The sequence below is a fragment of the Streptomyces sp. NPDC006691 genome (assembly GCF_042869955.1).
In the GTDB taxonomy this organism is placed as follows: domain Bacteria; phylum Actinomycetota; class Actinomycetes; order Streptomycetales; family Streptomycetaceae; genus Streptomyces.
Map to the genome: position 1 here is coordinate 55,988 of NZ_JBIAGW010000020.1, position 25,145 is coordinate 81,132.

Annotated in this window: 23 protein-coding genes; 9 read left to right on the top strand and 14 right to left on the bottom strand. The window is 71.6% G+C overall.

Annotated elements, in window-relative coordinates; genetic code table 11:
* Positions 1-3: 3 nt before the first annotated feature.
* The 3 genes from hisB to hisD are packed head-to-tail and all read right to left on the bottom strand — an operon-like array spanning position 4 to position 3,100.
* Positions 4-597 carry an imidazoleglycerol-phosphate dehydratase HisB gene (hisB, locus tag ACFYNP_RS31735; protein WP_388790367.1) on the bottom strand — a complete coding sequence of 198 codons (594 nt, stop codon included), beginning with the start codon at positions 595-597 and terminating at the stop codon, positions 4-6.
* Positions 594-1,772, bottom strand: coding sequence for a histidinol-phosphate transaminase (locus ACFYNP_RS31740; protein ID WP_388790369.1), 1,179 nt, complete (start codon positions 1,770-1,772; stop codon positions 594-596). Before ACFYNP_RS31740 ends, hisB begins: the two co-directional genes overlap by 4 nt.
* Positions 1,769-3,100, bottom strand: coding sequence for a histidinol dehydrogenase (gene hisD / locus ACFYNP_RS31745; RefSeq protein ID WP_388790372.1), 1,332 nt, complete (start codon positions 3,098-3,100; stop codon positions 1,769-1,771). Before hisD ends, ACFYNP_RS31740 begins: the two co-directional genes overlap by 4 nt.
* A gap of 146 nt (positions 3,101-3,246) precedes the next feature.
* On the opposite strand from hisD, the gene ACFYNP_RS31750 reads away from it, so the two are divergent.
* From ACFYNP_RS31750 to ybaK, 4 genes are all read left to right on the top strand, one after another.
* Complete coding sequence (locus ACFYNP_RS31750; protein WP_388415185.1) at positions 3,247-4,851, top strand: oxidoreductase; 1,605 nt, start codon at positions 3,247-3,249, stop codon at positions 4,849-4,851.
* Positions 4,852-5,137: 286 nt separating this feature from the next.
* A complete protein-coding gene (locus ACFYNP_RS31755) occupies positions 5,138-6,163 on the top strand; it encodes a hypothetical protein (RefSeq protein ID WP_388415182.1) in 1,026 nt (341 codons plus the stop codon).
* 5 nt (positions 6,164-6,168) lie between these two features.
* Positions 6,169-6,942, top strand: coding sequence for an LON peptidase substrate-binding domain-containing protein (locus ACFYNP_RS31760; RefSeq protein ID WP_388790374.1), 774 nt, complete (start codon positions 6,169-6,171; stop codon positions 6,940-6,942).
* A 17-nt stretch (positions 6,943-6,959) separates the two neighbouring features.
* Complete coding sequence (ybaK, locus tag ACFYNP_RS31765) at positions 6,960-7,484, top strand: Cys-tRNA(Pro) deacylase (RefSeq protein ID WP_388415177.1); 525 nt, start codon at positions 6,960-6,962, stop codon at positions 7,482-7,484.
* A gap of 181 nt (positions 7,485-7,665) precedes the next feature.
* Here ybaK and ACFYNP_RS31770 read toward each other — a convergent pair whose 3' ends face one another.
* The 4 genes from ACFYNP_RS31770 to ACFYNP_RS31785 all read right to left on the bottom strand — a co-directional run bounded on the left by ACFYNP_RS31770 (position 7,666) and on the right by ACFYNP_RS31785 (position 11,538).
* Positions 7,666-8,319, bottom strand: coding sequence for a hypothetical protein (locus ACFYNP_RS31770; RefSeq protein WP_388415175.1), 654 nt, complete (start codon positions 8,317-8,319; stop codon positions 7,666-7,668).
* 34 nt (positions 8,320-8,353) lie between these two features.
* On the bottom strand, positions 8,354-9,163 hold the full coding sequence (locus tag ACFYNP_RS31775) for an ABC transporter permease (RefSeq protein WP_388790477.1): 810 nt from the start codon (positions 9,161-9,163) through the stop codon (positions 8,354-8,356).
* A 32-nt stretch (positions 9,164-9,195) separates the two neighbouring features.
* A complete protein-coding gene (locus ACFYNP_RS31780) occupies positions 9,196-10,203 on the bottom strand; it encodes an ABC transporter ATP-binding protein (protein ID WP_388790377.1) in 1,008 nt (335 codons plus the stop codon).
* An 84-nt stretch (positions 10,204-10,287) separates the two neighbouring features.
* Positions 10,288-11,538, bottom strand: a complete 1,251-nt coding sequence (locus tag ACFYNP_RS31785) for an NYN domain-containing protein (protein ID WP_100574553.1) — start codon at positions 11,536-11,538, stop codon at positions 10,288-10,290.
* A gap of 265 nt (positions 11,539-11,803) precedes the next feature.
* Here ACFYNP_RS31785 and ACFYNP_RS31790 point away from each other — a divergent pair, with 265 nt between their 5' ends.
* The gene (locus tag ACFYNP_RS31790; RefSeq protein WP_100574554.1) at positions 11,804-11,983 is read left to right on the top strand and encodes a hypothetical protein; all 180 of its coding nucleotides are present in this window, start codon (positions 11,804-11,806) and stop codon (positions 11,981-11,983) included.
* Between the two features lie 80 nt (positions 11,984-12,063).
* On the opposite strand, the gene dnaE is transcribed toward ACFYNP_RS31790, so the two are convergent.
* Entirely contained in the window at positions 12,064-15,609 is a 3,546-nt protein-coding gene (dnaE, locus tag ACFYNP_RS31795) for a DNA polymerase III subunit alpha (RefSeq protein ID WP_388415167.1), read from the bottom strand.
* A 224-nt stretch (positions 15,610-15,833) separates the two neighbouring features.
* On the opposite strand from dnaE, the gene ACFYNP_RS31800 reads away from it, so the two are divergent.
* The 3 genes from ACFYNP_RS31800 (at position 15,834) to ACFYNP_RS31810 (ending at position 18,817) form a co-directional block, all read left to right on the top strand.
* Entirely contained in the window at positions 15,834-17,162 is a 1,329-nt protein-coding gene (locus tag ACFYNP_RS31800) for a DUF2252 domain-containing protein (protein WP_388415164.1), read from the top strand.
* 113 nt (positions 17,163-17,275) lie between these two features.
* On the top strand, positions 17,276-17,950 hold the full coding sequence (locus tag ACFYNP_RS31805) for a hypothetical protein (RefSeq protein WP_388790380.1): 675 nt from the start codon (positions 17,276-17,278) through the stop codon (positions 17,948-17,950).
* Positions 17,951-18,007: 57 nt separating this feature from the next.
* Positions 18,008-18,817 (top strand): thioredoxin domain-containing protein, encoded by an 810-nt coding sequence (locus ACFYNP_RS31810; RefSeq protein WP_388790382.1) that lies wholly within the window; start codon positions 18,008-18,010, stop codon positions 18,815-18,817.
* Between the two features lie 213 nt (positions 18,818-19,030).
* Here ACFYNP_RS31810 and ACFYNP_RS31815 read toward each other — a convergent pair whose 3' ends face one another.
* Both ACFYNP_RS31815 and ACFYNP_RS31820 read right to left on the bottom strand, forming a co-directional pair.
* On the bottom strand, positions 19,031-19,225 hold the full coding sequence (locus ACFYNP_RS31815; protein WP_388790385.1) for a hypothetical protein: 195 nt from the start codon (positions 19,223-19,225) through the stop codon (positions 19,031-19,033).
* A gap of 256 nt (positions 19,226-19,481) precedes the next feature.
* Positions 19,482-20,057 (bottom strand): dienelactone hydrolase family protein, encoded by a 576-nt coding sequence (locus tag ACFYNP_RS31820; protein ID WP_388790388.1) that lies wholly within the window; start codon positions 20,055-20,057, stop codon positions 19,482-19,484.
* A gap of 30 nt (positions 20,058-20,087) precedes the next feature.
* On the opposite strand from ACFYNP_RS31820, the gene ACFYNP_RS31825 reads away from it, so the two are divergent.
* A complete protein-coding gene (locus ACFYNP_RS31825; RefSeq protein WP_388415152.1) occupies positions 20,088-21,185 on the top strand; it encodes a mechanosensitive ion channel family protein in 1,098 nt (365 codons plus the stop codon).
* A gap of 99 nt (positions 21,186-21,284) precedes the next feature.
* On the opposite strand, the gene ACFYNP_RS31830 is transcribed toward ACFYNP_RS31825, so the two are convergent.
* From ACFYNP_RS31830 to lspA, 4 genes are all read right to left on the bottom strand, one after another.
* A complete protein-coding gene (locus ACFYNP_RS31830; protein WP_388415149.1) occupies positions 21,285-22,871 on the bottom strand; it encodes a Na+/H+ antiporter in 1,587 nt (528 codons plus the stop codon).
* Between the two features lie 50 nt (positions 22,872-22,921).
* Complete coding sequence (locus tag ACFYNP_RS31835) at positions 22,922-23,470, bottom strand: GNAT family N-acetyltransferase (RefSeq protein ID WP_388790391.1); 549 nt, start codon at positions 23,468-23,470, stop codon at positions 22,922-22,924.
* Positions 23,467-24,408, bottom strand: coding sequence for an RluA family pseudouridine synthase (locus ACFYNP_RS31840; protein ID WP_100574577.1), 942 nt, complete (start codon positions 24,406-24,408; stop codon positions 23,467-23,469). Before ACFYNP_RS31840 ends, ACFYNP_RS31835 begins: the two co-directional genes overlap by 4 nt.
* 127 nt (positions 24,409-24,535) lie before the next feature.
* A complete protein-coding gene (gene lspA, locus ACFYNP_RS31845; protein ID WP_100574578.1) occupies positions 24,536-25,102 on the bottom strand; it encodes a signal peptidase II in 567 nt (188 codons plus the stop codon).
* Positions 25,103-25,145 lie beyond the last annotated feature (43 nt).

Below are 25,145 nucleotides of genomic sequence, written 5' to 3' on the forward strand. Positions count from 1 at the left end.
GCTTTACAGGGCACCCTTGGTGGAAGGAAGGATTCCGGCAGCGCGCGGGTCACGCTCGGAGGCATAGCGCAGAGCCCGGGCGAGCGCCTTGAACTGGCACTCCACGATGTGGTGCGCGTTGCGTCCGTACGGTACGTGGATGTGCAGCGCGACCTGCGCCTGGGCCACGAAGGACTCGAAGATGTGCCGGGTCATCGTCGTGTCGTACGCGCCGATCATCGGCGCCATGTTCTCGGGCTCGGTGTGCACGAGGTAGGGGCGGCCCGACAGGTCGACGGTCACCTGGGCGAGCGACTCGTCCAGCGGGACGGTGCAGTTGCCGAAGCGGTAGATGCCGATCTTGTCGCCGAGGGCCTGCTTGAAGGCGGCGCCGAGCGCGAGCGCGGTGTCCTCGATGGTGTGGTGGGTGTCGATGTGCAGATCGCCGTCGGTCTTGACCGTGAGGTCGAACAGGCCGTGCCGGCCGAGCTGGTCGAGCATGTGGTCGTAGAAGCCGACACCCGTCGACACATCGACCTTTCCGCTGCCGTCGAGGTCGATCTCGACGAGGACGGACGTCTCCTTGGTGGTGCGTTCCACCCTGCCAACGCGGCTCATGCGCTCTGCTCCTTCTTGAGTTGACGGACCGCGTCGAGGAACGCGTCGTTCTCGGCCGGGGTGCCCGCGGTGACCCGCAGCCAGCTCGGTACCCCGTTGTCCCGGACCAGGACGCCCCGGTCGAGGATCCGCTGCCACATGGCGTGGCTGTCGTCGAAGCGGCCGAACTGGACGAAGTTGGCGTCCGATTCGGTCACCTCGTAGCCGATCGCCCGCAGCTCGGTGACCAGGCGGTCCCGCTCGTCCTTGAGCTGCTCGACATAGCCGAGCAGGGTGTCCGTGTGCTCCAGGGCCGCGAGCGCGGTCGCCTGGGTGACGGCGGACAGGTGGTAGGGAAGGCGGACCAGCTGCACCGCGTCGACCACCGCGGGGTGCGCCGCGAGGTAGCCCAGGCGCAGTCCGGCCGCGCCGAAGGCCTTCGACATGGTCCGCGAGACGACCAGGTTCGGGCGGCCCTCGATGAGCGGGAGCAGCGAGTCGCGGTGGCTGAACTCGACGTACGCCTCGTCCACGATCACCATCGAGGGCCCGGCGGCCTGGGCCGCCTCGTACAGCGCGAGGACCGTCTCGGCGGCGACCGCGGTGCCCGTCGGGTTGTTGGGCGAGGTGATGAAGACGACGTCCGGCGTGTGCTCGGCGACGGCCCGCTCGGCCGCGTCGAGGTCGATGGTGAAGTCCTCGTTGCGGGGCCCGGAGATCCAGCCGGTACCGGTGCCGCGGGCGATCAGCGCGTGCATCGAGTACGAGGGCTCGAAGCCGATCGCGGTGCGGCCGGGGCCGCCGAAGGTCTGGAGCAGCTGCTGGATGACCTCGTTGGACCCGTTGGCCGCCCACACGTTCTCCACCGCGACCGGGTGCTTGCCGGTGCGGGTGAGGTACCTGGCCAGCTCGGTGCGCAGCTCCACCGCGTCCCGGTCCGGGTAGCGGTTGAGGCCGCGGGCCGCCTCGGCGACCCGCTCGGCGATCCGCTCGACCAGCGGCTCGGGCAGCGGGTAGGGGTTCTCGTTGGTGTTCAGCTGGACGGGGGTGTCCAACTGGGGCGCCCCGTAAGGGGACTTGCCGCGCAGCTCGTCCCGTACGGGGAGGTCGTCGAGGGTCGTCGGACGGTCGGCGTCCGGCGTGTGCCCGGCGTGCGTCAGGCGCTGTGCGTCCGTCGTGCTTTCGGCGTTCGTCATGCGTTCGGCACCTTCCACTCGAAGCGTGCCTTGAGAGCCGCACCGTGCGCGGGCAGGTCCTCGGCCTCGGCCAGGGTCACCACGTGGTGGGCCACCTCGGCGAGCGCGTCGCGGGTGTAGTCCACGATGTGGATGCCGCGCAGGAAGGACTGCACGGACAGGCCCGAGGAGTGGCAGGCGCAGCCGCCGGTGGGCAGCACGTGGTTGGAGCCCGCGCAGTAGTCGCCGAGCGAGACCGGCGCCCAGGGGCCGACGAAGATCGCGCCCGCGTTGCGGACCCGGTCGGCCACGGCGGCGGCGTCGGCGGTCTGGATCTCCAGGTGCTCGGCGCCGTAGGCGTCGACGACCTTGAGGCCGTCCTCCAGGGAGTCGACCAGGACGATCGCGGACTGCCGTCCGGCCAGCGCCGGCTTGATCCGGTCCTCGATGTGCTTGGTGGCCGCGACCTGCGGCTCCAGCTCCTTCTCGACCGCCTCGGCAAGCGCGGGCGAGTCGGTGACCAGGACGGCGGCGGCCAGCGGGTCGTGCTCCGCCTGGCTGATCAGGTCGGCCGCGACGTGCACCGGGTCGGCGGTGTCGTCCGCGAGGACGGCGATCTCGGTGGGGCCGGCCTCGGTGTCGATGCCGATGCGGCCGGTGAAGTAGCGCTTGGCGGCGGCGACCCAGATGTTGCCGGGGCCGGTCACCATGTTGGCGGGCGGGCACCCGTCCGGGCCCGAGGTCCCGTAGGCGAACATCGCGACGGCCTGGGCGCCGCCGGCCGCGTACACCTCGTCGATGCCGAGCAGCGCGCAGGCCGCCAGGATCGTGGGGTGCGGAAGGCCGTCGAACTCCTTCTGCGGCGGCGAGGCGAGCGCGATGGAGCCGACGCCGGCCTCCTGCGCCGGGACCACGTTCATGATCACGGAGGACGGGTAGACCGAGCGTCCGCCGGGCGCGTACAGACCCACGCGCTCGACCGGCACCCACTTCTCGGTGACCGAGCCGCCGCGCACGACCTGGGTGGTGCGGGTGGTGCGGCGCTGGGCGCGGTGGACGATCCTGGCCCGCCGGATCGACTCCTCCAGAGCGGCCCTGACCTGCGGGTCGAGCTGGTCGAGGGCGTCCTTGAGCGCCTTGGCGGGCACCCGCACCCGCTCCAGCGTCACGCCGTCGAACTTCTCCGCGTACTCGATCAGCGCCGCCGTGCCGCGATGATGCACGTCCTCGCAGATGGGCCGCACCTTCTCCAGGGCGGCTTCCACGTCGAACTCGGCACGGGGCAGCAGGTCGCGCAGGGCGCCACCCTCGGGGAGGGTGTTGCCGCGCAGATCGATTCGGGAGATCACGTGACCAATTCTCTCAGACGCCCCCGGAGCACTGGACGCCTGTATCAGTGGCTGATACGCAACCCGGGGGTCACGCCCTGTCACCCGTGGCCACTAGCGTTCCTCCTGTCAGGGTGGACTCAGGGTGGACCGCGAGGGGGACGGCATTGACCGAGGCGCCCGATCCGGGTGAGGCACCGGACTGGCTCAGTCCGGCGGAGCTGGGCATGTGGCAGGCCTTCCGCAACGGCAGCACCTACGATCTGCGCACCCGCAATCCGGTGCGCGACGATCCGTTCGCGGCCCGGCCCTGGGGCCCCGAGCGCAGCGTGCGGGCCCGGGTGGTGGCGCTGCTCCTGCTGAGCGGGCCGCCCGCGCTGCCGGGCCGGGTCGCGGCCCTGAAGCTGAACGGCGTGCAGATCACCGGCACGCTCAACCTGTCCGGCGGCACGGTCACTCCGTACGTCGAACTGAACAACTGCCGGTTCGAGAACGAAGTCCTGCTCCCCGAGGCCCACTTCACGACCGTACGCATGGTGAGCTGCGCGATTCCGCGCCTGGAGGCGGCCCGGCTGACCACCGAGGGCGATCTGCACCTGCCGCGCTGCCGGGTCGCGGGCGGCATCCGCCTGACCGACGCGCACATCGGCACCGACCTCCTGCTCAGCCAGGTCGTGGTGCACGCCGACCGCAACGGCCGCTCGATCGCGGCCGACGGGCTCGCGGTCGCGCAGGACCTCCAGGCCGACCTCATCGAGTCGTACGGGGAGCTGAGCCTGCGGGCCGCGAAGATCGGGGTGACCCTGAGCCTGCGCGGCAGCCGCCTGATCAACCCGGACGGCCAGCGCGCGCTCAACGCACCGCAGCTGACCGTGGAGCGCACCCTGTACCTGACCTCGGCGGCCGTCTACCCGAGCGGCAACCAGGCGGGCACCACTCCCCCGTACGGGACGAACTACACCAACACGCCCGTCCGGGGGACCCTGATCCAGCCGTTCGAATGCCGGGGCGGGCTGCGCCTGGACGACGGGAGGTTCGGGGACGCGGTGGACCTGGCGCAGTCCCGGGTGGTGATGACCGACACCCAGGAACTGTCGCTGCGCCGCATCCAGACCCCGGAGCTGCGCTTCACCGGCCAGCGCCCCGAGCGCGGCAAGGTCGTCCTGTCCGGGGCCCGAGTGGTCAACCTGGTCGACATGGCGGCCAGTTGGCCCGGCCCCGGGCATCTGACGATGAACGGATTCGCCTACGAGAACCTCATCCCGATCGGCACCTTCACGCTCGCCCAGCGGCTCGGCTGGGTGACCGCGGCGACCCCCGAGTACGCGCCCGAGCCGTACGAGCGCCTCGCCACGGTGCTGCGGGGCTGCGGTGAGGACGCGGACGCCCGTGAGGTGCTCCTCGCCAAGCAGCGCAGACGCCGCGAGACGCTGCCGCTGGCCGCGAAGGCGTGGGGCGTGCTCCAGGACCTGACGGTGGCGTACGGGTACCGGCCGGGCCGGGCCGCGCTGTGGATGGCGGTGCTGTGGGCGGCGGGCACCCTCGCCTTCTCGCACTACGACCCGCGGCCGATCAAGGCCGACGAGCACCCGGACTGGAACGCGGCGCTCTACGCGCTCGACCTCCTCATCCCGGTGGTCAACCTGGGCCAGGACGGCTACTGGAGGCTGTCCGGCGCCTGGCAGTGGGCGGCGGCGCTGCTGATCATGCTCGGCTGGATCCTGGCGACGACCGTGGCGGCGGGCGCCTCCCGGCTGCTGCGCCGGGGCTGACCTGCCGGAAGGCGCTCGGGAGGGCTCCGGGACGTGTCCGGGAGGCACCCGGGTGGCACGCCTGCGCAGAGCGCGCCCGGGGGCCTGCCCCGAGGTCCCGGCGCGGGGCCGGCCGGGGCGTTTTCGCGAGCTCCGCGCGAAGTCTTCACGGGCTCCCCGCGCGGCCGTCCGCGGCTGAATTTGCCGGTCCTTGACCCCGGGTCGTACAACCCTCACCACCGATACGAAAGCTTCACAGTGGACCCCCTGGCGCCGCCCCCACCTGCGGATTTCAATGGTCCGCACCATGACATTCGTATCCGCGCTGATCCGCACCGCACGGCGGGCCAGGCACACACCACTTCTCGCCACGGGTCTGCCCGATGGCCGGGAAGTGCTGTTGGACGCCCCCGACGCCCGGCTCGCCCCCGCGCTGGTCTCGGCCGCGCTCGGCGAGTACGAGCAGGCGGCCAAGCTCCTCGCCACCACCCGCGAACTGGCCGAGTGGGAGAACCGCGACCGCTACACGGTCCGGCTCGCCGCCTTCGCGGTGAGCCGGCCGGAGTGGCTCGCCAACTGGCTGGCCGCATGCCCCCGGGACCCGGACGCCCTGCTCGTCAAGGCCGAGCTGGCGATCGTGCGGGCCTGGGGCTCGCCCGCCCGGGCCGAGCAGCTGCGCGAGGTGGCCCCGCTGATCCACTCGGCGGCCGAGGGCGACCCCGCCGACCCGGTGCCGTGGCGGATCGCCCTGGACCATGCCCGGGGCACACATGCGCCGCACACCGTTTTCGAGGAGTTGTGGGGCGAGGCCATACGCCGCTCCTCGCACCACTACGGCTGCCATGTGGCGGCGCTCCAATACCTGTCCGCCCAGTGGTACGGCTCGCACCGCGAGTGCTTCGACTTCGCCGAGCGGGCCGCCGAGGACTCCCTGCCGGGCTCCCTGATCCGGGCACTCCCGGCCCGCGCGGCCTTCGCCTATCTGGTGGGCGGCGGCGGCCACGCCATCCCGTACGAGCGGATCGACGCGGCGGCCGATCTCGGCATCGAGCTGTCCGCCGCCTACGAGCCGGGCGACCCGTGGCCGGCCGAGGTCCGCAATCTGCTCGCCTACGTCCTCGTCATGCGCCGGCGCTGGCCGGAGACGCTGGAGGAATTCCGGCGCATCGGGCCGTATGCCACCTCCTTCCCCTGGCTGCATCTGGCCGCCGATCCCCTGGGCCAGTACCTGGAACTCCGCGAGTTCGTCCGCACCGAGGCCGCCGCGGGCACGCCGTGGGGGCGCGAGCGCCCCAAGCCCGGACGAGCCCGCTCCGGCGGCCATTACGCTTGAGCGTTGTGACCACCGCACGCCTCCCGCTCTTCCCGCTCAACTCGGTCCTGTTCCCCGGCCTCGTCCTGCCGCTGAACATCTTCGAGGAGCGCTATCGCGCCATGATGCGCGATCTGCTGAAGACCGGCACCGACGCATCAGGCCCCTCCGAGGGCGAGGACGGCGACGAGCCGCGCCGCTTCGCCGTCGTGGCGATCCGGGACGGCCGCGAGGTCGCACCGACCTCGCCCGGCCTGCCGGACCCGACCGCGACGGCCGAGAAGGGCCCCGCCGCGGGCTTCGGCGCCGACCCCGCCCAGGCGTTCCACCGGGTGGGCTGTGTCGCGGACGCGGCCACGATCCGGGAGCGCCCGGACGGCAGCTTCGAGGTGCTCGCGACCGGCACGACCCGGATCCGCATCCTGTCGGTGGACGCGAGCGGGCCGTATCTGACGGCCGAGGTCGAGGAGATCCCGGAGGAGCCGGGCGAGGAGGCGGGCGCGCTCGCCGAGGGCGTGCTCCGCGCGTTCCGCTCGTACCAGAAGCGCCTCGCGGGCGCCCGGGAGCGCTCGCTCGCCGGCACCGCGGACCTCCCCGACGAGCCCTCGGTGGTGTCCTACCTCGTCGCCGCGGCCGCCGTCCTGGACGTCCCGGCCAAGCAGCGGCTGCTCCAGGCACCGGACACGGCGACCCGGCTGCGCGAGGAACTGCAACTGCTGCGCAAGGAGACCGCGGTCATCCGCCATCTGCCCTCGCTGCCCGCGGTGGATCTGACGCGCTCCCCGACCAGCCCCAACTGACCGACCGGAGGGCCGCCTTGGCCAAGAAGAAGCAGCAGAGCGGGGGCACCCCGGCGACGGTGGCCCTGACGGCGGCGGGCACCGCCTTCACCGTGCACGCCTACGAGCACGACCCGGCCGCCGCCTCCTACGGCGAGGAGGCGGCGCAGGCACTCGGGGTGAGCGCGGAGCGGGTGTTCAAGACGTTGGTGGCCGACGTGGACGGCGAGCTGACGGTGGCCGTGGTTCCGGTGGCCGGATCGCTCGACCTCAAGGCGCTGGCCTCCGCGGTCGGCGGCAAGCGGGCCGCGATGGCCGACCCGGCGGCCGCCGAGCGCACCACCGGCTACGTGCGGGGCGGCATCTCACCGCTGGGCCAGCGCAAGAAGCTGCGCACGGTCCTGGACGACTCGGCGTCCGGGCACGCGACGATCTGCGTCTCGGCCGGCCGCCGGGGCCTGGAGGTCGAGCTGTCCCCCGCCGACCTGGCGGCCCTCACCGGGGCGCTGATGGCCCCGATCGGGCGCGTTCAGCACCTCGACGTACCTCGCGTACTCGACTAGACACCGAGGGCGGGAGGTACGCCCATGTCGAAGCGGACCCGTAAGCGGAAGTGGCGCGTCAAGAAGGGCCGGGCCAACCACGGAAGGCGCCCGGCCTGAGCCCGTTCGAGCGGCCGGGCCCGTCCTTCCGGGGACCGGCCCGAGCCCGTTCCGGAGGCCGGACGAGTGTGGTCCGGGGCCTCTAGAGGCCGGAGGAGTCCGGCTTTCCCGGTCCCGGGTCCAGCGGCGGCACCTGCCACACGGGATCCGGGTCCCGGGGCCCGAACAGGGCCGTGAGGCCCAGGTGGACGGCCATGGCGGCGACCGGCCAGGCGAGCAGCGCGCCCTTGGCGTCGAGCTTCAGCGGGGCGTCGAAGGTGACGCCCGGCCCGGCCGCCTTCGCGGCGGCCACCACGTCCTGGTTCGGCCCGAGCCAGATGCCCAGGCGCCAGGCGAGGACCGAGCCGAGCAGGCTGCCGACCGCGAGCCCGGCGACCAGGGCGATGCCGCCCTTGCGGCGGAACAGGAAGACCGCGGCGGCGCTCAGCGCGCCGAGCCCGAGCGCCAGCAAGATGAACGTTCCGTCACCGCCGATCGCCTCCTCCCCCTCGGTGTCCTTGAGGAAGACGGCCTTGTCGTCGGCGATCAGCGGCACGCGCGGGGCGAGCCACAGCCACAGCAGTCCGAGCGCCACTCCGGCCACCGTCACCGCGACGGCGACGATCGCCGCGTCCCGCAGGTCCTTCCGCATGGCCAACGCCCCCTCACTGGGTTCGGGGTGTGCGCCCCCGGCGTGCGTCTGCCACGGGTCGTTTCCCGGGGGCTGCTCATGGGGCGGTGTCAGAGGTGCGGTCACCCTGACATCGTGCCAGGCGTGTCTGTGGGCTGCCTCACCGGACCGCCGCCCGGCGGTAGGCCCAGGCCGCCACGGCGAGCGAGACGACCCCCACGGCCGCGCACACGCCGAGGTCGAGCCCGATCAGAGCCCAGTCGGGGTGCGCGTCGAAGCTGTGCGCGAAGGCCTCCACACCGTAGGTGGACGGCAGCAGATCACGTGCGTACGCGATCGGCCCCGGCATCCGGGACGCCGGGAGCACGCCCAGCAGCAGCGCCGCCGACATCCCCAACTGACCGAACAGCGTGGCGAGTTCCTGCCGGGGCGCGAGCAGTCCGAGGGCCGCGCCGAGTCCGGAGAGCGCGGCGCCGGCGAGCGGGACCACCGCGGCCAGGATCCACAGATGCGCCATCGGGAGCCCGAACAGGACGCAGCCGAAGACGGCGGTGACGAACGTGCCGGGCACGGTGAAGGAGGCGTACGCGGCGGCGGTGCCGAGGACCACCGAGGCGGGCGGCACGGGCAGCGTCGCATAGTGGTCGAGGCCGCCGTCGGCCCGCAGCCGGCCGAAGTACTGGGCGAGCAGGTTGAGCGCGACGAAGGCGACGACGAGCACGCTGGAGCCGGCCACCACCGAACGGGCCTCGCTGCCGCCGTCCACCACGCCCCGCATCAGGATCATGATGCCGACGGACTGGAAGGTCGCGACGAACAGGAGCGGGATCCGGGCCACCCGGGCGCGGGAGAGCTGGGCGCGGTAGACCGCGGCGAGGGCGGGCAGCAGACGGGCGCGGGGGGCGAGCGGGGCCGCGTGCGAGGCGCCCGGGCGCGGGGTGGCGCCGCTCGCCGGGGCCCGGCCGGCCACGGTCTCCACGCTGCTCTCCAGCGGAATGGCGCTCACGCCTTCACCAGCCCTTCCGTACGGCCGCCGAGGGCGAGGTAGACGTCTTCCAGGCTCGGCGTGGCCAGGGTGAAGTCGTCGAGCGCGGCGAAGGCGGGACCGCCGGTGACGGTGGCGACGGCGGCCCGGGCCCGCTCGGGGCTGAGCCGCAGCGTCCAGCGCCGGCCGGCCTCCTGGGCCTCGGCGCGCAGTGCGGCGACCTCGGGGACCTCGATGGGGGCACGGTCGCGCCACACGAGCTCGACCCGCACCTCGTCGGCGACGCGGGCCTTGAGCCCCGCGGGGGTGTCGCAGGCGATCACCCGGCCGCGCTCGATGACGGCGACCCGGTCGAGGACGGTCTCGGCCTCGATGACGTTGTGGGTGACGAGCAGGACGGTCGCGCCGCGCTCGGCCCGCCTTCGGTCGACGGCGGCCCAGACCGCGCGCCGGGCCACCGGGTCCATGCCGGTGGTGGGCTCGTCCAGGACGAGGACGGGGCGCTCGCCGGCCAGGGCGGTGGCGAAGCAGGCCAGCCGCCGCTGACCGCCGGAGAGCTTCTTGAGCGGGCGCCCCGCGAACTCGTCGAGACCCAGTTCGGCGAGGACGGCGTCGCGTTCGGCACGGGCCTCGCGCAGGGGGAGCCCGCGCAGCCGGCCGGTGGTCTCGACGGCGAGCGAGACGGTGAGTTCGTCCAGCGCGGTGGACTCCTGGCCGAGGTAGGCGATGAGCCGGGCCGCGCGTTCGGGGTGGCGCACCAGGTCGTGGCCGAGGACGTCGACCGAGCCGGCGTCGGGCCGCATGAGCCCGGTCAGCTGGCGCACCAGGGTGGACTTCCCGGCGCCGTTGGGCCCGAGCAGCCCGAAGACCTCGCCGCGGTGCACTTCGAGGCTGATCCCGTCGGTGGCCCGCACCTCGGGCGTACCGGGCGCACCGCGCCGGCCCCGGGTCGCGGGGTACGTCTTGACCAGGCCCCGCACCGCGCAAACGGTGCCGGCCCGCGCCGCTGCTGTGCCGGTACTCACGGGGAACGAGCCTAAGGGGTCGAAGGACCCACCCGGCCCCGGGGGCGGCTTAGCGGACCCGCCGAGCCGCCCCGGGCCGCCGTGCTACTCGCCGGCCGGCTGGCGTTCGGCGGCGGCCCGGACATCGATCTCGCGCCAGAAGCCGGCCCGGATCGCGTACCGGTCGTGCTCGTCGATCTGGTCGTCCTTGTGCGCGAGGAGGCCGAACCGGGCGGCGTAGCGCAGGAGTTCACCGTCGATGCGGTGCGGGATGCGCGGGTACATGGTGGACAGCTTCTGGACGTGCGAGGGCTCGGGGAGGCGTTCCATCCAGCGCCGCGCGAAGACCTGGCCCACCTCGTAGGGGTCGCCGCCGACCGTGGTGATGTCCTCCTCACGGTCGGCCCAGCGCTGCTCCGCACTGGTGAGCTGGGCCAGTGTCGGCAGCGAGGCGGTCTCGGGCGACTCGCCGAGCGCGGAGCCGGGCCGCTCCACCCAGCCCTTGTCGGACGACCAGCGCAGGGTCGCCGAGGCCGGCGGCGCGGGGGCGGCCGGGGTGGTGCCGGGGCCGCGCAGGGAGGCCAGGTCCTTCGGGGTGGGTACGCCCTTGGCGCCGGTCGGCGCGGGCACGGAGGCGCCGTTCTCGCTGGGGGCCTCCGGGGGCGCGGTGCCGTTGCGGACCGCGGCGGCCTGGGCCTCGGCGGCCCGCTCGGCGGATGCGGCCAGCGCGGACTCGGGCAGCGGCGCGGAGAGGATCGCGGCGATCTCGGGCCGGGGCGCGGGCGCGGGGGCGCAGATGCCGGTGAGGTCGCGGGCGCGGACGGCCTGGGTGATCCAGGCCCGGTCGAGCACCCGGCGCTCGTCGGCCTCGGCGACCAGGTCCTCGGACTGGTTGTAGTCGCCGTCGGCGGCCTGGACGGCCCACAGGTGGACGGCCACGCCGTGTTCCTTGGCGGACATCAGGCCCGGCAGCAGATCGCCGTCGCCGGTCACCAGGACGACGTCCGAGCAGGCGCGGTTGCGGGCGAGTTCGGTCAGCTCGGCGTGCATGGCCGCGTCCACGCCCTTCTGCGCCCAGCGGCCGTCGCTGCGGGTCAGGGCGCCCAGGCGAACGGTGACCCTGGGCATCACGCGCAGCCGCCGGTGTTCTGGCTGCGGCACCCGGTCGGGAGCGCCGTCGAACCAGTAGATGCGCAGGAGCGGCTGCTGGGTATCGGCCTCAGCCCGCTCGCGGAGCCCCTGGATCAGGGCGGCGTGATCGACCGTGATGCGGGAACGGGCCGGTTCTCCGGCCAGCAGACTCGCGGCGGCACCGAGCAGGTAGCCGGCATCCACCAGGACGACGCAGCGGTCCATGCGTTCCACCCTCTTTCGGGAACGGAAAAGCCGAAGAAATAAAGAAATCAGGAACGGGGGTTCGGGAGATCACCGAATGAACTTCGGGTTTCCTTCGAGTCTGCCCGACCGCGCAAGGGTTGAGCACCGGAACTCGATCATCGGCGTGGCGGATTGGCGCGTCACAGCCCGCTCACGCACGGTAATGATCCGAAATGCGACCTTTGCCCACCTGTGTGAGTCTGACAGCGGCCCTGGCCCCGAGTTCCCCACAGGAGGCAGCACCATGGCCAAGAACAAGAACCGCAAGTCCGGCAGTCAGCAGGAGCGCTCCGAGGCCGCCGAGCGCGGCCAGGAGCAGTCGAAGTCGACCGCCTTCGAGTCCCAGGCCATGCCCCAGTCGCAGGCCCAGGGCAGCCCGGCGGATGTTGCCCGTAAGCACCAGCGTCGCTTCGGTCATAACTAGCCGTCATTGAGAAAAAGGGGCGCACCCGATGGGTGCGCCCCTTTTCGTGCGGTGCCGTACCGGAAAGGGCTCCGCGCGGCTCAGCCGGCCAGGCAGGACGGGCCGAGCAGCACCTTCAGGTCGCCGAAGAGGGCCGGATCCGGCTGGACCCGGTGCCGGTCGAGCCGCAGCACGGTGGTCGAGCGCGGGCCCTGGAGCTTGATCCGCACCTCGGTGTTGCCCCGGTGGTGCCCCAGGATCTCGCCGAGCCGGCTGACCATCGGCGGGGTGACCTTCACGGTGGGGATGGTCAGGACGACGGGCGCGTTGGTGCCCGCCGAGGAGAGGTCGGGGACCATCAGCTCCATCGCGACCAGACGCGGGATGTCCTCGCGCTTGTCGAGACGGCCCTTGACGAACACCACGGCGTCCTCGACGAGCTGGGTCGACACCAGCTGGTACGTCGCCGGGAAGAACATGCACTCGATGGAGCCGGCCAGGTCCTCGACGGTGGCGATCGCCCAGGCGTTGCCCTGCTTGGTCATCTTGCGCTGGAGGCCCGAGATGATGCCGCCGATGGTGACGATCGAGCCGTCCGAGTAGTCCCCGCCGGTGAGCTGGCCGATGCCCGCGTCCGCCTTGTCGGACAGGACGTGCTCCAGGCCGAACAGCGGATGGTCGGAGACGTACAGGCCGAGCATCTCGCGTTCCTGGGCGAGCAGATAGGACTTCTCCCACTCCACGTCGCCGAACTCGACGTCGAGGCCGAAGCCCGGCTCGCTGCTGTCCTCGTCCATGCCGCCGAAGAGGTCGAACTGGCCCTCGGCCTCCTTGCGCTTGACCTGCACCACGTTGTCGATCATGGGCTCGAACTGGGCGGTCAGGCCCTTGCGGGTGTGGCCCATGGTGTCGAAGGCGCCCGCCTTGATCAGCGATTCCGTGGTGCGCTTGTTGCAGGCGGCGGCCTCGACCTTGTCGAGGTAGTCGGGGAAGGAGGCGAACTTCCCCTTGGCCTTGCGGGAGCGGATGATCGAGTCGACCACGTTGGTGCCGACGTTGCGGACGGCCTCCAGGCCGAACAGGATCACGTCGTCGCCCTGGGCGGCGAAGTTGTGCACCGACTCGTTGACGTTCGGCGGCAGCACCTTGATGCGCATGCGCCGGCACTCGTTGAGGTAGATGGCCGACTTGTCCTTGTCGTCCTTCACCGAGGTGAGCAGCGCCGCCATGTACTCGGCGGGGTAGTTGGCCTTGAGGTACGCGGTCCAGTAGGTGACCAGGCCGTACGCCGAGGAGTGCGCCTTGTTGAAGGCGTATCCGGCGAACGGGACCAGAACGTCCCACAGGGCCTGGATCGCCGCGTCGGAGTAGCCCTTCTCCTTGGCGCCGGCCTGGAAGAGGACGAAGTTCTTCGCCAGCTCCTCGGGCTTCTTCTTGCCCATCACGCGGCGCAGGATGTCGGCCTCGCCCAGCGAGTAGCCGGCCACGATCTGGGCGGCCTTCTGCACCTGCTCCTGGTACACGATGAGGCCGTAGGTGAGGCCCAGGGTCTCCTTGAGCGGCTCCTCCAGCTCCGGGTGGATCGGGGTGATCTCCTGGCGGCCGTTCTTGCGCTCGGCGTAGTTCGTGTGCGAGTTCATGCCCATCGGGCCCGGCCGGTACAGGGCCGAGACGGCGGAAATGTCCTCGAAGTTGTCGGGCTGCATCTGGCGCAGCAGCGAACGCATCGGGCCGCCGTCGAACTGGAAGACGCCGAGGGTGTCGCCGCGGCAGAGCAGTTCGAAGGTCTTCGGGTCGTCGAGCGGGAGCGAGAGCATCTCCAGGTCGATGCCCTTGTTGGCCTTCACCATCTTGACGGCGTCGTCCATGATGGTCAGGTTTCGCAGACCCAGGAAGTCCATCTTCAGCAGGCCGAGCGACTCGCACTGCGGGTAGTCCCACTGCGTGATGGTGACGCCGTCGGTGTGCCGCACCCAGATCGGCGCGTGGTCGACGATCGGCTCGCTGGACATGATGACGCCGGCCGCGTGCACGCCCATCTGCCGGACCAGGCCCTCGACGCCCTTGGCGGTGTCGATGACCTTCTTCACGTCCGGCTCGTTCTCGTACATCCCCCGGATCTCGCCCGCCTCGCTGTAGCGCGGGTGCTTGGGGTCGGTGATGCCGGAGAGGTCGATGCCCTTGCCGAGGACGTCGGCGGGCATCGCCTTGGTGAGGCGGTCGCCCATCGCGTACGGGTAGCCGAGGACGCGCGCGGAGTCCTTGATGGCGTTCTTCGCCTTGATCTTTCCGTAGGTGCCGATCATGGCGACCTTGTCGGAGCCGTACTTCTCCGTCACGTACCGGATCACCTCGACGCGCCTGCGCTCGTCGAAGTCGATGTCGACATCCGGCATGGAGACGCGCTCGGGGTTGAGGAACCGCTCGAAGATCAGGCCGTGCGTGATGGGGTCGAGGTCGGTGATGCCCATGGCGTACGCGACGATCGAGCCGGCCGCCGAACCACGGCCGGGGCCGACCGCGATGCCGTTGTTCTTGGCCCACATGATGAAGTCGGCGACGACCAGGAAGTATCCCGGGAACCCCATCTGGATGATGATGTCCATCTCGTACTCCGCCTGCTTCTGGCGGTCGTCGGGGACGCCTCCCGGATAGCGGCGCTCCATGCCGACCCGGACTTCCTCCTGGAACCAGGTGACCTCGGTGTAGCCCTCGGGGATCTCGAACTTCGGCATGAGGTTCTTGGCCTCGAACATGCCGCTCGTGTCGATCTGCTCGGCGACCAGCAGGGTGTTGCGGCAGCCCTCCTGCCAGGCGTCCGAGGAGTCCACCGCGTACATCTCGTCGGTCGACTTCAGGTAGTAGCCGGTGCCGTCGAAGCGGAAGCGGTCCGGGTCCGAGAGGTTCTTGCCGGTCTGGATGCACAGCAGCGCGTCGTGCGCGGTCGCCTCGTGGGCGTAGGTGTAGTGCGAGTCGTTGGTGACCAGCGGCGGGATGCCGAGCTTCTTGCCGATCTCCAACAGGCCGTCGCGGACCCGGCGTTCGATCTCGATGCCGTGGTCCATCAGCTCCAGGAAGTACCGGCCCTCGCCGAAGATGTCCTTGTAGTCGGAGGCGGCCTGCACCGCCTCGTCGAACTGGCCGAGCCGCAGCCGGGTCTGCACCTCGCCGGAGGGGCAGCCGGTGGAGGCGATGAGCCCCTCCGACCACTGCGAGATCGTCTCCTTGTCCATCCGGGGCCACTTCTGCAGCCAGCCCTCGGCGTACGCGTCCGAGGAGAGCCGGAAGAGGTTGTGCAGACCGGTCTTGTTCGCCGCCCAGATCGTCTTGTGCGTATAACCACCCGAACCGGACACGTCGTCGCGCTTCTGGTGCGGCTGGCCCCACTGGATCTTGCGCTTGTTGCGCCGCGACTCGGGGGCCACGTACGCCTCGATGCCGATGATCGGCGTGACGCCCGCCTTCTTCGCCGAATGGAAGAAGTCGTAGGCACCGTGGAGGTTGCCGTGGTCGGACATGGCGATGTGCGTCATGCCCATCTCATTGCAGGCGTCGAACATGTCCTTGAGCCGCGCGGCACCGTCCAGCAGCGAGTACTGGGTGTGGACGTGAAGGTGCGTGAACGGTGTCTTGGACGTGCCAGTCACGGCTGTGGCCTCCAGCGGCAAGGGGGGTTCGCAGAGCGAGGGGGACAGCCTCGGAGTCTACGTCGCCCCACTGACAGCCGACGGTGAACCTCGGCGCGGGGCGCATCGGCGAGCAGCGCCGGCCGGTCGTCGCGGCGGGCACTCCGGGGTACGGTCGCGCGTTGGTAGGGGCATACCCTGCCCCGATCGTGACGCAGGCAGTACGCACCAGGAGGCACCCAGCGATGTCGGCCCCGCAGCCCAGCGCCCAGGCGCGCGGCGAAGAGATACTCGCCGTATTCGAGACGGCGTTCGGCCGGCTCCTGGCCGCCGACCCGGCGGCCTTCCGGGTCAAGTTCCGCAAGATGGCGGCCTCCGCGTTCGCCTTCTACCGGGGCACGGCCTGCCTGTTCTACGCGGACCTGGAGAAGGAGCGGCACGGCGGTCCCTACCTGGACGAGCGCACCGGCCGGGTCTGGATCCACGGCGACCTGCACGCCGAGAACTTCGGCACGTACATGGACGCCAACGGCCGGCTGATCTTCAACGTCAACGACTTCGACGAGGCGTACGTGGGCCCCTTCACCTGGGACCTGAAGCGGCTCGCCGCCTCGCTCGCGCTGATCGGCTACACCAAGGCGTTCAGCGACGAGCAGATCAGCGACCTGGTGCGCACCTACGCGGCCGCCTACCGCGAGCGCATCCACGCGCTGGCCTCCGGCGCCAAGGACGACGAGGTGCCGCCCTTCACCCTGGACACGGCCGAGGGCCCGCTGCTCGGCGCGCTGCGCGACGCGCGCGCCCGCACGCGGTTCGCGCTGCTCGACTCCATGACCGAGATCCGTGACTACGAGCGCCGGTTCACCGAGGGCGACGGCTCGATCGAGCTGGACGCGGCGACGCGCTACAAGGTGCTCGCGGCCTTCGACGGCTATCTGGAGACGCTGCCCGAGGAGAGCCTGGTGCGCCCGGACTCCTACCGCGTGAAGGACGTGGTCGGGCGGCGCGGCATCGGGATCGGCTCGGCGGGTCTGCCCTCGTACAACATCCTGCTCGAAGGGCACAGCGACGCCCTGGAGAACGATGTGGTGATCTACATCAAGCAGGCACAGACCCCGGCCGTCTCCCGGCACATCACGGACCCGGCGGTGCGCGGCTACTTCGAGCACGAGGGGCACCGCACGGTGATCTCGCAGCGCGCGCTCCAGGCTGCCGCCGACCCGTGGCTGGGCTGGACGGAGCTGGACGGCGCGGGCCAGCTGGTCGCCGAGGTCTCGCCGTACGCGGTGGACCTGGACTGGTCGGACCTCGACGACCCGGACGAGATCACGGCGGTCGTCGCCGACCTCGGCCGGGCCACCGCGGCGATGCACGCGGCGGCGGACGACGAGAGCGGCCACTCGGAGCTGGTCCCGTTCTCCACCGAGCGGGCCATCGACGCGGCGATCGCCGCCGACGAGGAGGGCTTCGCCGCCCTGCTCGTGGACTTCGCGCACTCCTACGGGTCGCGGGCCCGGGCCGACCACCAGATCTTCGTCGACCTGTTCCGCAACGGCCGCATTCCGGGCCTGTAGGCGTCCGCCGGCGGGCCGGGGCCAGGTGTTCCGGCCACGACCGGCCGGGCCGGTCCCGGTCTCACGGAACCTTTAGGCACGGCTGACAGCGGGACATGGCACACTCACCCGCGATGGACATATCGAGGACGCAGCTCAGGGCGGCACGCGCGGCGCTTTTCACAGCGCTCGTCGTGACGCTCTCGGCCGCGTCCCATGTGCTGCTCTCGCAGGTCCCGCTGCCCCTCTCGCTGGTGGCCGGCGCGGCCGGCGCGGTGTTCGTCATCGCGTACGCCCTGGCCGGGCGCGAGCGCGGCTACTGGGCGATCGCGGGGACCCTCGTCCCGCTGGAGCTGGCCGCCGACACCCTGTTCACCACGGGTCAGCACGTCTGCTACGGCCCGGCGGGCGGTCCCGTCGCGGGCGCCCTGCGCGCGGTCGGCTTCGACCTGCTGTGCGGCGGCGGCACGCTGGGGGCCGTGCACACCCCGGCCGGAGCGGCGACGCTCCTGACCCACCCGGGGCCGGCCGTGCCCTGGCTGCTGCTCGGCGCACACCTGGCCGTCGGGCTGCTCGCGGCCCTGTGGCTGCGGCGCGGCGAGGCGGCGCTGGCCCGGCTGCTGCGCGCGGTCGGCGCGTTCGCGTTCCGGCCGCTGCTGATCGCGGTCGCCGTGGTGCGGACCGCCGACGGCCACGGCCGCCCGCTCGCGCGCCCGGCGCACGCCGGGCCCGGCGGCTCGCGCACCCGCCTCCTGGTGCACTCCGTGGCACGAAGGGGACCGCCCAGCCCGGCGCTCGGTCTCCTCTGAGCTCCGAGCACCACGGTCCCCCTCACTTTCCCCACCTGCCATCCGGAGAAAAAGATCATGAGTTCCCGCAACAGCCAGGCCAACAAGGCTGCCGCCCGCGAGCGGCTGCGAGCGGAGCGCGAGCGCGAGGCCAAGAAGGCCAAGACCCGCCGCCAGCTCATCGTGGCCGGGTCCATCGTCGCCGTCCTCGCCGTGGCCGGCGGAGCGAGCTACGGGATCATGCAGGCCATGAAGCCCAGCGCGTGGGACGCCGCCAAGGACAAGGCCCTGGTGAAGCCCGCCAACTCGGGCAGCGACGGCACGACCGTCGTCATCGGCAAGGCGGACGCGAAGAAGACCCTCGAAATGTACGAGGACCCGCGCTGCCCGATCTGCTCGCAGTTCGAGCAGGCCGTCGGCCCGACGATCAAGAAGGACGTCGACGCGGGCAAGTACAAGATCCAGTTCATCGGCGCCACGTTCATCGACAAGGGCAGCCCGGGCACGGGCTCGAAGACCGCCCTGAGCGCGCTCGGCGCGGCCCTGAACGTCAGCCCCGAGGCCTTCCTTGAGTACAAGTCGGCGCTCTACTCGGCGAAGTACCACCCCGAGGAGACGACCGACAAGTTCAAGGACCGCGACTACCTGATCGAGATCGCGGACACCGTCCCGGCGCTCAAGGGCAACGCGGCCTTCGACAAGGCGGTCAAGGACGGCACCTACGACAAGTGGGCGCTCGTCATGTCGGACAAGTTCGACAAGAGCGGCGTCCAGGGCACGCCCACCCTGAAGATGGACGGCAAGAAGATCACCGCGGACGGCTCGGACAACGCCCCCTCGGACCCGGCCTCCTTCACGGCCGCGATCGACAAGGCGCTCAAGGGCTGATCCCCGGCGGGTCGATCCCCCACGCCTGTGAACGGGCGGTCCGGACCTCCGGGTCCGGGCCGCCCGTTCGGCTTCAGGGCCGGTGTGTGTACCGCGGGGGACAGACGCCGTGCAGGAGGTGGCCGCCGTCGTCCGTGCCGCGGGGCCGCATCACGGCGGAGGACGAAGCGAACCGTACGGTCGCGCGGCGGAGGCGGGCCGCGGTGTTCTCACTCAGCTGCGGCTCCGGGCGATTCCCTTGCAGATGAGTACGGCACACACCAGCACGGCAGCCAGCAGAACCGCCATGAGTGCCGCCTGCGCGGGACCCGACATGGTCAGATTGACGACCGCGAGCAACACGACGACCGGTGCGGCGATGAAGACGGGTATCAGAATGGCGGTGCGGTTCTGGCGTCCGCTGGACATGGACATTCCTTCGCTGATGGTGGTGTGAGGCCCGGTCACCCGGACACGGATCGCCCGGTGGCGGCAAGCTTCAGCCATCGGGGCCCCGCTGTGAGAGTTCACTCGGCCATCGGCCGAAGCGTCGTCGACTCCGCTGCCCACCAGGGCGAATCAGGTGACGATGCCCGCCCGCGGCGGCCGGACCGCTGTACGCCGGAGGGTGCTCCCGGGCGGGCGTACGCCTGACGGCCCGGGACGCCTGGGCGCAGGCCCGCTCCTAGGCGTCGAGCCCTTCGAGGAAGCCGAGGGCGGTGCGCCAGGTCAGTTCCGCCGCCGCCTCGTCGTAGTCCGGCAGGCCCGGGTCGGTGTAGAGGTGGCCGGCGCCCGGGTAGCGGTAGATCTCCACGTCCGCGCCGGACCGCTGCATCCGCAGGTACCAGGAGTTGAGCCAGTCCCCCGTCTCGAACGGGTCCGGGTCGGCGATGTGCAGCTGGACCGGGAGCTCGTCCACGGAGGCGTGCTCCGCCATGTCCGAGGTGCCGTGGAGCAGCAGCAGGCCGCGGGCCCTGCTGTCGCCGAGCGCGAGGTTCTGCGCGATGGAGCCGCCGAGCGAGAACCCGGCGTAGACGAGACCGCTCTCCGAGTACGGGGCGGCGGCCAGGACGGCTCGTTTCAGGAGTTCGTCGGCGCCGATCTCGTCCTTGATGTCGCTGCCCTCCTCGACGGTCTCCGCGGTGCGGCCCTCGTACAGGTCGGGGACGTGCACCTGGTGTCCTGCGGCCCGCAGCCGCTCGGCCGCCTCCTGTACGGCGGGGCGCAGACCGTAGACCGAATGGAAAAGCATGATGTTCATGGGGCCATCGTGCCAGTTACGGTCGAGGGCATGGAGAACGTACTGCGTCCGTTGATCGTCATCGGCGGCTCGGTCGTGCTCACACTGGTTGTGGGGTGGCTGGCCGACCGACTGCTGCTCAGGGAGGACTCGCGTCATCGCGAGACGCCACTGTGGGGACTGCTGCGCCGGTGCCGCGTTCCGCTGAACCTCGTCCTGCTCACCGCGATACTGCGCGGCTCGTTCAACAGCATCAAGTGGAAGCCGGTCCAGGAGCACCAGGCGGGCCTGGCCCAGATCCTGACCCTGGTCCTGATCGGCGCGAGCTCCTGGCTGGTGGTGCGGATCGCCACGGCCGTCGTGGAGTCCTCGTACACCCGCTACGCCACCTCGACGCGCGATCCCGCCCGGGTGCGCCGGGTCCGCACCCAGGTCACGCTCATCCAGCGGGTGGTGAGCGCGATCGTCATCGTGGTGGCGGTCGCCGCGATGCTGCTCACCTTCCCGGCCATGCGGGCGGCCGGCGCCTCCCTGCTGGCCTCGGCGGGCATCGTGGGCGTCGTCGCCGGTGTGGCGGCCCAGTCCACCCTCGGGAACCTGTTCGCCGGGCTCCAGATCGCCTTCGGCGACATGGTCCGGATCGGTGACACGGTGGTGGTGGACGGCGAGTGGGGCGTCGTCGAGGAGATCACGCTCACCTTTCTCGCGGTCCGCACCTGGGACGAGCGCCGCCTGACCATGCCGGTGTCGTACTTCACCAGCAAGCCGTTCCAGAACTGGTCGCGCGGCGGCGCCCAGATGACCGGCACGGTCTTCTTCCACCTGGACCACTCGGCGCCGCTCCCGCTGATGCGCGAACGGCTCGCCATGATCCTCAAGGAGTGCCCGGCCTGGGACGGCCGCGACTTCTCGCTCGCGGTCACCGACACGACCCCGTCCACGATCCAGGTGCGGGCGGTCGTCACGGCCAAGGACGCGGACGACATCTGGACGGTCCGGGTGACGGTCCGCGAACAGCTGGTGGCCTGGCTGTACGCGGAGCATCCCTACGCCCTGCCGAGGATCGTCACCGATGCGATCCAGCCGCCGGCTCCCGGTACGGGTACGGCACTTGAGGACGAGCGCCGCATCGAGGACGGGCGCCGCTGAGCCGCGCGGGGCCGGGGTGCGCGGGGCCGGGGTGTGCGGGGCCGGGGTGTGCCGGGCGGGGCGCGCAGGATCGGGGGGCGCGAGGCCAGGGGTGCGAGGTCAGCGCAGGCTGCGGACGTCCAGCTGGCGCAGCACCCGGTCGACGATCTCGGGATCGGCCCCGGGCTCGCTGCGCGCCGAGAGCACCTCGTGCCGGGCGGCCGACATCATCTCCCGCTGGATGCGCTGCACGGCCCTGATCCGCTCCACCCGCTTCGCGTAGGACTCCCGGCGCTCCTCGTCGACCATGTCGGGGCTGATCCGCGCGCCCACGTCGTAGGCCCGGCGGTGCAGCTGCTCCATGACCTCCTCGGGCAGCTCCTCGACGTCCTCGATCTCCTTCAGGCGCCGCTTGGCGGCCTTGGCGGCCCGGATCGCGAGGTCCCGCTCCAGGGTGCGCTCGGCGTCCGTGTCGGCCCGTACGCCCAGCTTCCTGACCAGCCAGGGCAGCGTGAGCCCCTGGAAGACCAGGGTGGTCATGATCACGGCGAAGGCGATGAAGATGACCTCGTCCCGGCCGGGGAAGGGCGCCCCGTCCTCCGTCTTGAGCGGGATGGCGAGGGCGAGGGCCACGGAGGCCACGCCGCGCATCCCGGCCCACCACATGACGATGGTCTCCCGCCACGTGGTCGGGATCTCCTCGTCGTAGTCGCGCAGGGTGTGCAGCCGCTTGGCGAGCCACGTCGCCGGGAGCAGCCACAGCAGCCGTACGCCCACGACGACGCCCACCACGGCCGCCGCCCAGCCGAACATGTGCGCTTCGCGGCCGGTCGCGGTGCCGAAGACGTTGTGGAGTTCGAGCCCGATGAGGCCGAACGCGACGCCGGTGACCAGGGTGTCGACGATCTGCCAGAACGTGGCCCCCGCAAGGCGGCCCTGGACGTCGTCGGCGTCCATCGTGTGCTCGGCCAGGAACAGCGCCACGGTCAGTACGGCGAGGACGCCCGAGCCGTGGAACTCCTCGGCCAGGACGTAGCCCACGAACGGCACGAGGAGGGTGAGGCCGATCTGGAGGGTGGGGTCGCCGAGCAGGCTCATCAGCTTGTTCGCGGCCCAGCCGAGCGCGAGGCCGACCGCGACGGCGACCACGGCCGAGAGCACCAGCTGGCCTGCCGCCTCGGCCCAGGAGAAGGTGCCGCTCACGGCCGCGGCGATCGCCACGTGGTAGAGCACGATCGCGGTGACGTCGTTGAACAGGCCCTCGCCCTCCAGGATCGACACCAGGCGGCGCGGCAGACCGAGCGAGCCCGCCACGGCGGTGGCCGCGACCGGGTCGGGCGGGGCGACGAGCGCGCCGAGCGCGACGGCGGCGGCGAGCGGCAGGCCCGGCACCAGCGAGTTCGCGATGGCCGCGACGGCGGCCGTGGTCACGAAGACGAGCGCGACCGCGAGCAGGAAGATCGGCCGCACATTGGCCGTGAACTGCCGCCAGGAGGTGCGCTGCACGGAGGCGTAGAGCAGCGGGGGCAGCACCAGCGGCAGGATGAGCTCCGGCTCGATGTCCACGTTGGGCACGAACGGCAGCAGCGCCATCACGATCCCGCCGAGCGTCATGAGCACCGGCGCGGGAAGCCCGAGCCGCTCCCCCAACGGGACCGTCACCACCGCCCCGAGCAGGAGCACGAGCAACAGGGCGAGCTGGTCCACGGGATGCCCTCCGGGCGGTGCGGGCCTGGACGGCCTTGAGGATCAAGACCTCAAGCGTGCCACGCAACCCGCACCAACCGCCCACTGGGGGGCAAAAGGGTTCGGTTCGAACCTTCGGGGTACCCGGCTACGGAACTGCGGTCCAGGGCCCGCCGCATCGCCCGGTGCGGGATCCCGGCGTCCGGGAACTCCGGGCCGTACGCCTCGTATCCGAGCCGCTGGTAGAAACCCAGCGCATGCGTCTGCGCGTGCAGGTCGACCGCGCTCAGGCCGCGCGCACGGGCGGCGTCCTCGATCGCGCGCACCAGGGCCGCGCCGACGCCGAGCCCCCGGGCCGCCGCGGTGACCGCGAGCCGGCCGAGCGAGCCGGTGTCCTCGCCGCCGGTCCTGGCCAGCACCGCGGGGCCGTACAGGAGCCGCCCGGTGCCGAGCGGGCCCCCGGCGCCGACGGCCAGCACGTGCAGGGCGCCGGCGTCGTACGCGTCGTACTCGATCTCCTCGGGCACCCGCTGCTCGACCACGAACACCTGCTTGCGCACGGCGAAGCAGGCCTCCAGGTCGGCCTCGCCCTCGGCGACCCGGACCCGGTACCCCGTCATTCGCTCTCGGCCCGGATGACGTCGAGGGCGTGCTGGAGGTCGGCCGGGTAGGTGCTCTCGAACTCGACCCACTGGCCGTCCGAGGGGTGCTCGAAGCCGAGCTTCACCGCGTGCAGCCACTGGCGGGTCAGGCCCAGGCGCTTGGCGATGGTGGGGTCGGCGCCGTAGGTGATGTCGCCGACGCAGGGGTGGCGGTGGGCCGACATGTGGACGCGGATCTGGTGCGTGCGCCCGGTCTCCAGCTTGATGTCGAGCAGCGAGGCGGCGCGGAACGCCTCGATCAGGTCGTAGTGCGTGACGGACGGCTTGCCTTCGGCGGTCACGGCCCACTTGTAGTCGTGGTTGGGGTGGCGCCCGATCGGGGCGTCGATGGTGCCGCTCATCGGGTCCGGGTGGCCCTGGACCAGGGCGTGGTAGCGCTTGTCGACGACGCGCTCGCGGAACTGCTGCTTGAGCGAGGTGTAGGCCCGCTCGGACTTGGCGACGACCATCAGGCCCGAGGTGCCGACGTCGAGGCGGTGCACGATGCCCTGGCGCTCGGCGGCGCCCGAGGTGGAGATGCGGTAGCCGGCCGCGGCGAGGCCGCCGATGACGGTGGTACCGGTCCAGCCGGGGCTCGGGTGGGCGGCGACGCCCACCGGCTTCATGATCACGACGATGTCGTCGTCGTCGTGCACGATCTCCATGCCGTCGACGGGCTCGGCCACGATCTGCACCGGGGCCGGCGCCTGCGGCATCTCGACCTCCAGCCAGGCCCCGCCGTGCACCCGCTCGGACTTGCCGACCACGGCGCCGTCGACCTGGACCTTCCCCGCCGCGGCGAGCTCGGCCGCCTTGGTACGGGAAAACCCGAACATGCGGGAGATGGCGGCGTCGACGCGCTCGCCTTCGAGGCCGTCGGGAACGGGCAGGGTGCGGATCTCGGGAATCGTGCTCACCCGTCGAGTATGCCTTGCCCCACCGACATCGCCCGCCGCGCGTCCGGCGGTCGGACCCGTGGCCGGCCTCGGTGCCGGACCCGTGGGCAGGCTCGCGGCCGGACCCGTGGGCAGGCTCGGTGCCCGCTCAGTCCTTGTGGACGCTGCCGTCCGGGTCGAGGCCGCGGAAGGACAGGATCACGATCAGGATGCCGCCGCAGACGATCGCCGAGTCCGCGAGGTTGAAGACCGCGAAGTCCTTGGGGGCGATGAAGTCGACGACCGCGCCCTCGAAGATCCCGGGCGAGCGGAAGATCCGGTCGGTCAGGTTGCCGAGCGCGCCACCGAGCAGCAGGCCGAGCGCGATGGCCCACGGCAGGCTGTAGAGCTTGCGCGCGAGCCGCGCGATCACCACGATCACGGTCGCCGCGATGATCGTGAAGATCACCGTGAAGGCCTCGCCGATCCCGAAGGCGGCGCCCGCGTTGCGGATCGCGTTCAACTGGAGCAGGTCACCGATGACCGCGATCGGCTCGTGGTGCTCCAGCCTGGCCACCACGAGCATCTTGCTGCCGAGGTCGAGAAGGTAGGCGACGACCGCCACCGTGAACAGCACGGCGATCTTCCGCTTGCCCTTCGGCTGCTCGGCAGGGGCCGCCTGCTCGTCGGCCCCTTCCACATCCGGCGTACCGATGACGCTCTCCGCCTCTGCCACGTGAGTCCCTCGACCGTCTAGGTTCCTGACTGAGCACGAGAGT

Bases quoted from the DNA above. Each gene is read 5' to 3' on its own strand.
- ACFYNP_RS31835 (WP_388790391.1), bottom strand. From the start codon at position 23,470: ATGACGGGGTACCGGGTCCGGGTCGCCGAGGGCGAGGCCGACCTGGAG.
- ACFYNP_RS31755 (WP_388415182.1), top strand. From the start codon at position 5,138: ATGACATTCGTATCCGCGCTGATCCGCACCGCACGGCGGGCCAGGCAC.
- ACFYNP_RS31790 (WP_100574554.1), top strand. From the start codon at position 11,804: ATGGCCAAGAACAAGAACCGCAAGTCCGGCAGTCAGCAGGAGCGCTCC.
- ACFYNP_RS31825 (WP_388415152.1), top strand. From the start codon at position 20,088: ATGGAGAACGTACTGCGTCCGTTGATCGTCATCGGCGGCTCGGTCGTG.
- ACFYNP_RS31805 (WP_388790380.1), top strand. From the start codon at position 17,276: ATGGACATATCGAGGACGCAGCTCAGGGCGGCACGCGCGGCGCTTTTC.
- ACFYNP_RS31820 (WP_388790388.1), bottom strand. From the start codon at position 20,057: ATGAACATCATGCTTTTCCATTCGGTCTACGGTCTGCGCCCCGCCGTA.
- ACFYNP_RS31785 (WP_100574553.1), bottom strand. From the start codon at position 11,538: ATGGACCGCTGCGTCGTCCTGGTGGATGCCGGCTACCTGCTCGGTGCC.
- ACFYNP_RS31810 (WP_388790382.1), top strand. From the start codon at position 18,008: ATGAGTTCCCGCAACAGCCAGGCCAACAAGGCTGCCGCCCGCGAGCGG.
- ACFYNP_RS31815 (WP_388790385.1), bottom strand. From the start codon at position 19,225: ATGTCCAGCGGACGCCAGAACCGCACCGCCATTCTGATACCCGTCTTC.
- ACFYNP_RS31800 (WP_388415164.1), top strand. From the start codon at position 15,834: ATGTCGGCCCCGCAGCCCAGCGCCCAGGCGCGCGGCGAAGAGATACTC.
- ACFYNP_RS31740 (WP_388790369.1), bottom strand. From the start codon at position 1,772: ATGACGAACGCCGAAAGCACGACGGACGCACAGCGCCTGACGCACGCC.
- hisB (WP_388790367.1), bottom strand. From the start codon at position 597: ATGAGCCGCGTTGGCAGGGTGGAACGCACCACCAAGGAGACGTCCGTC.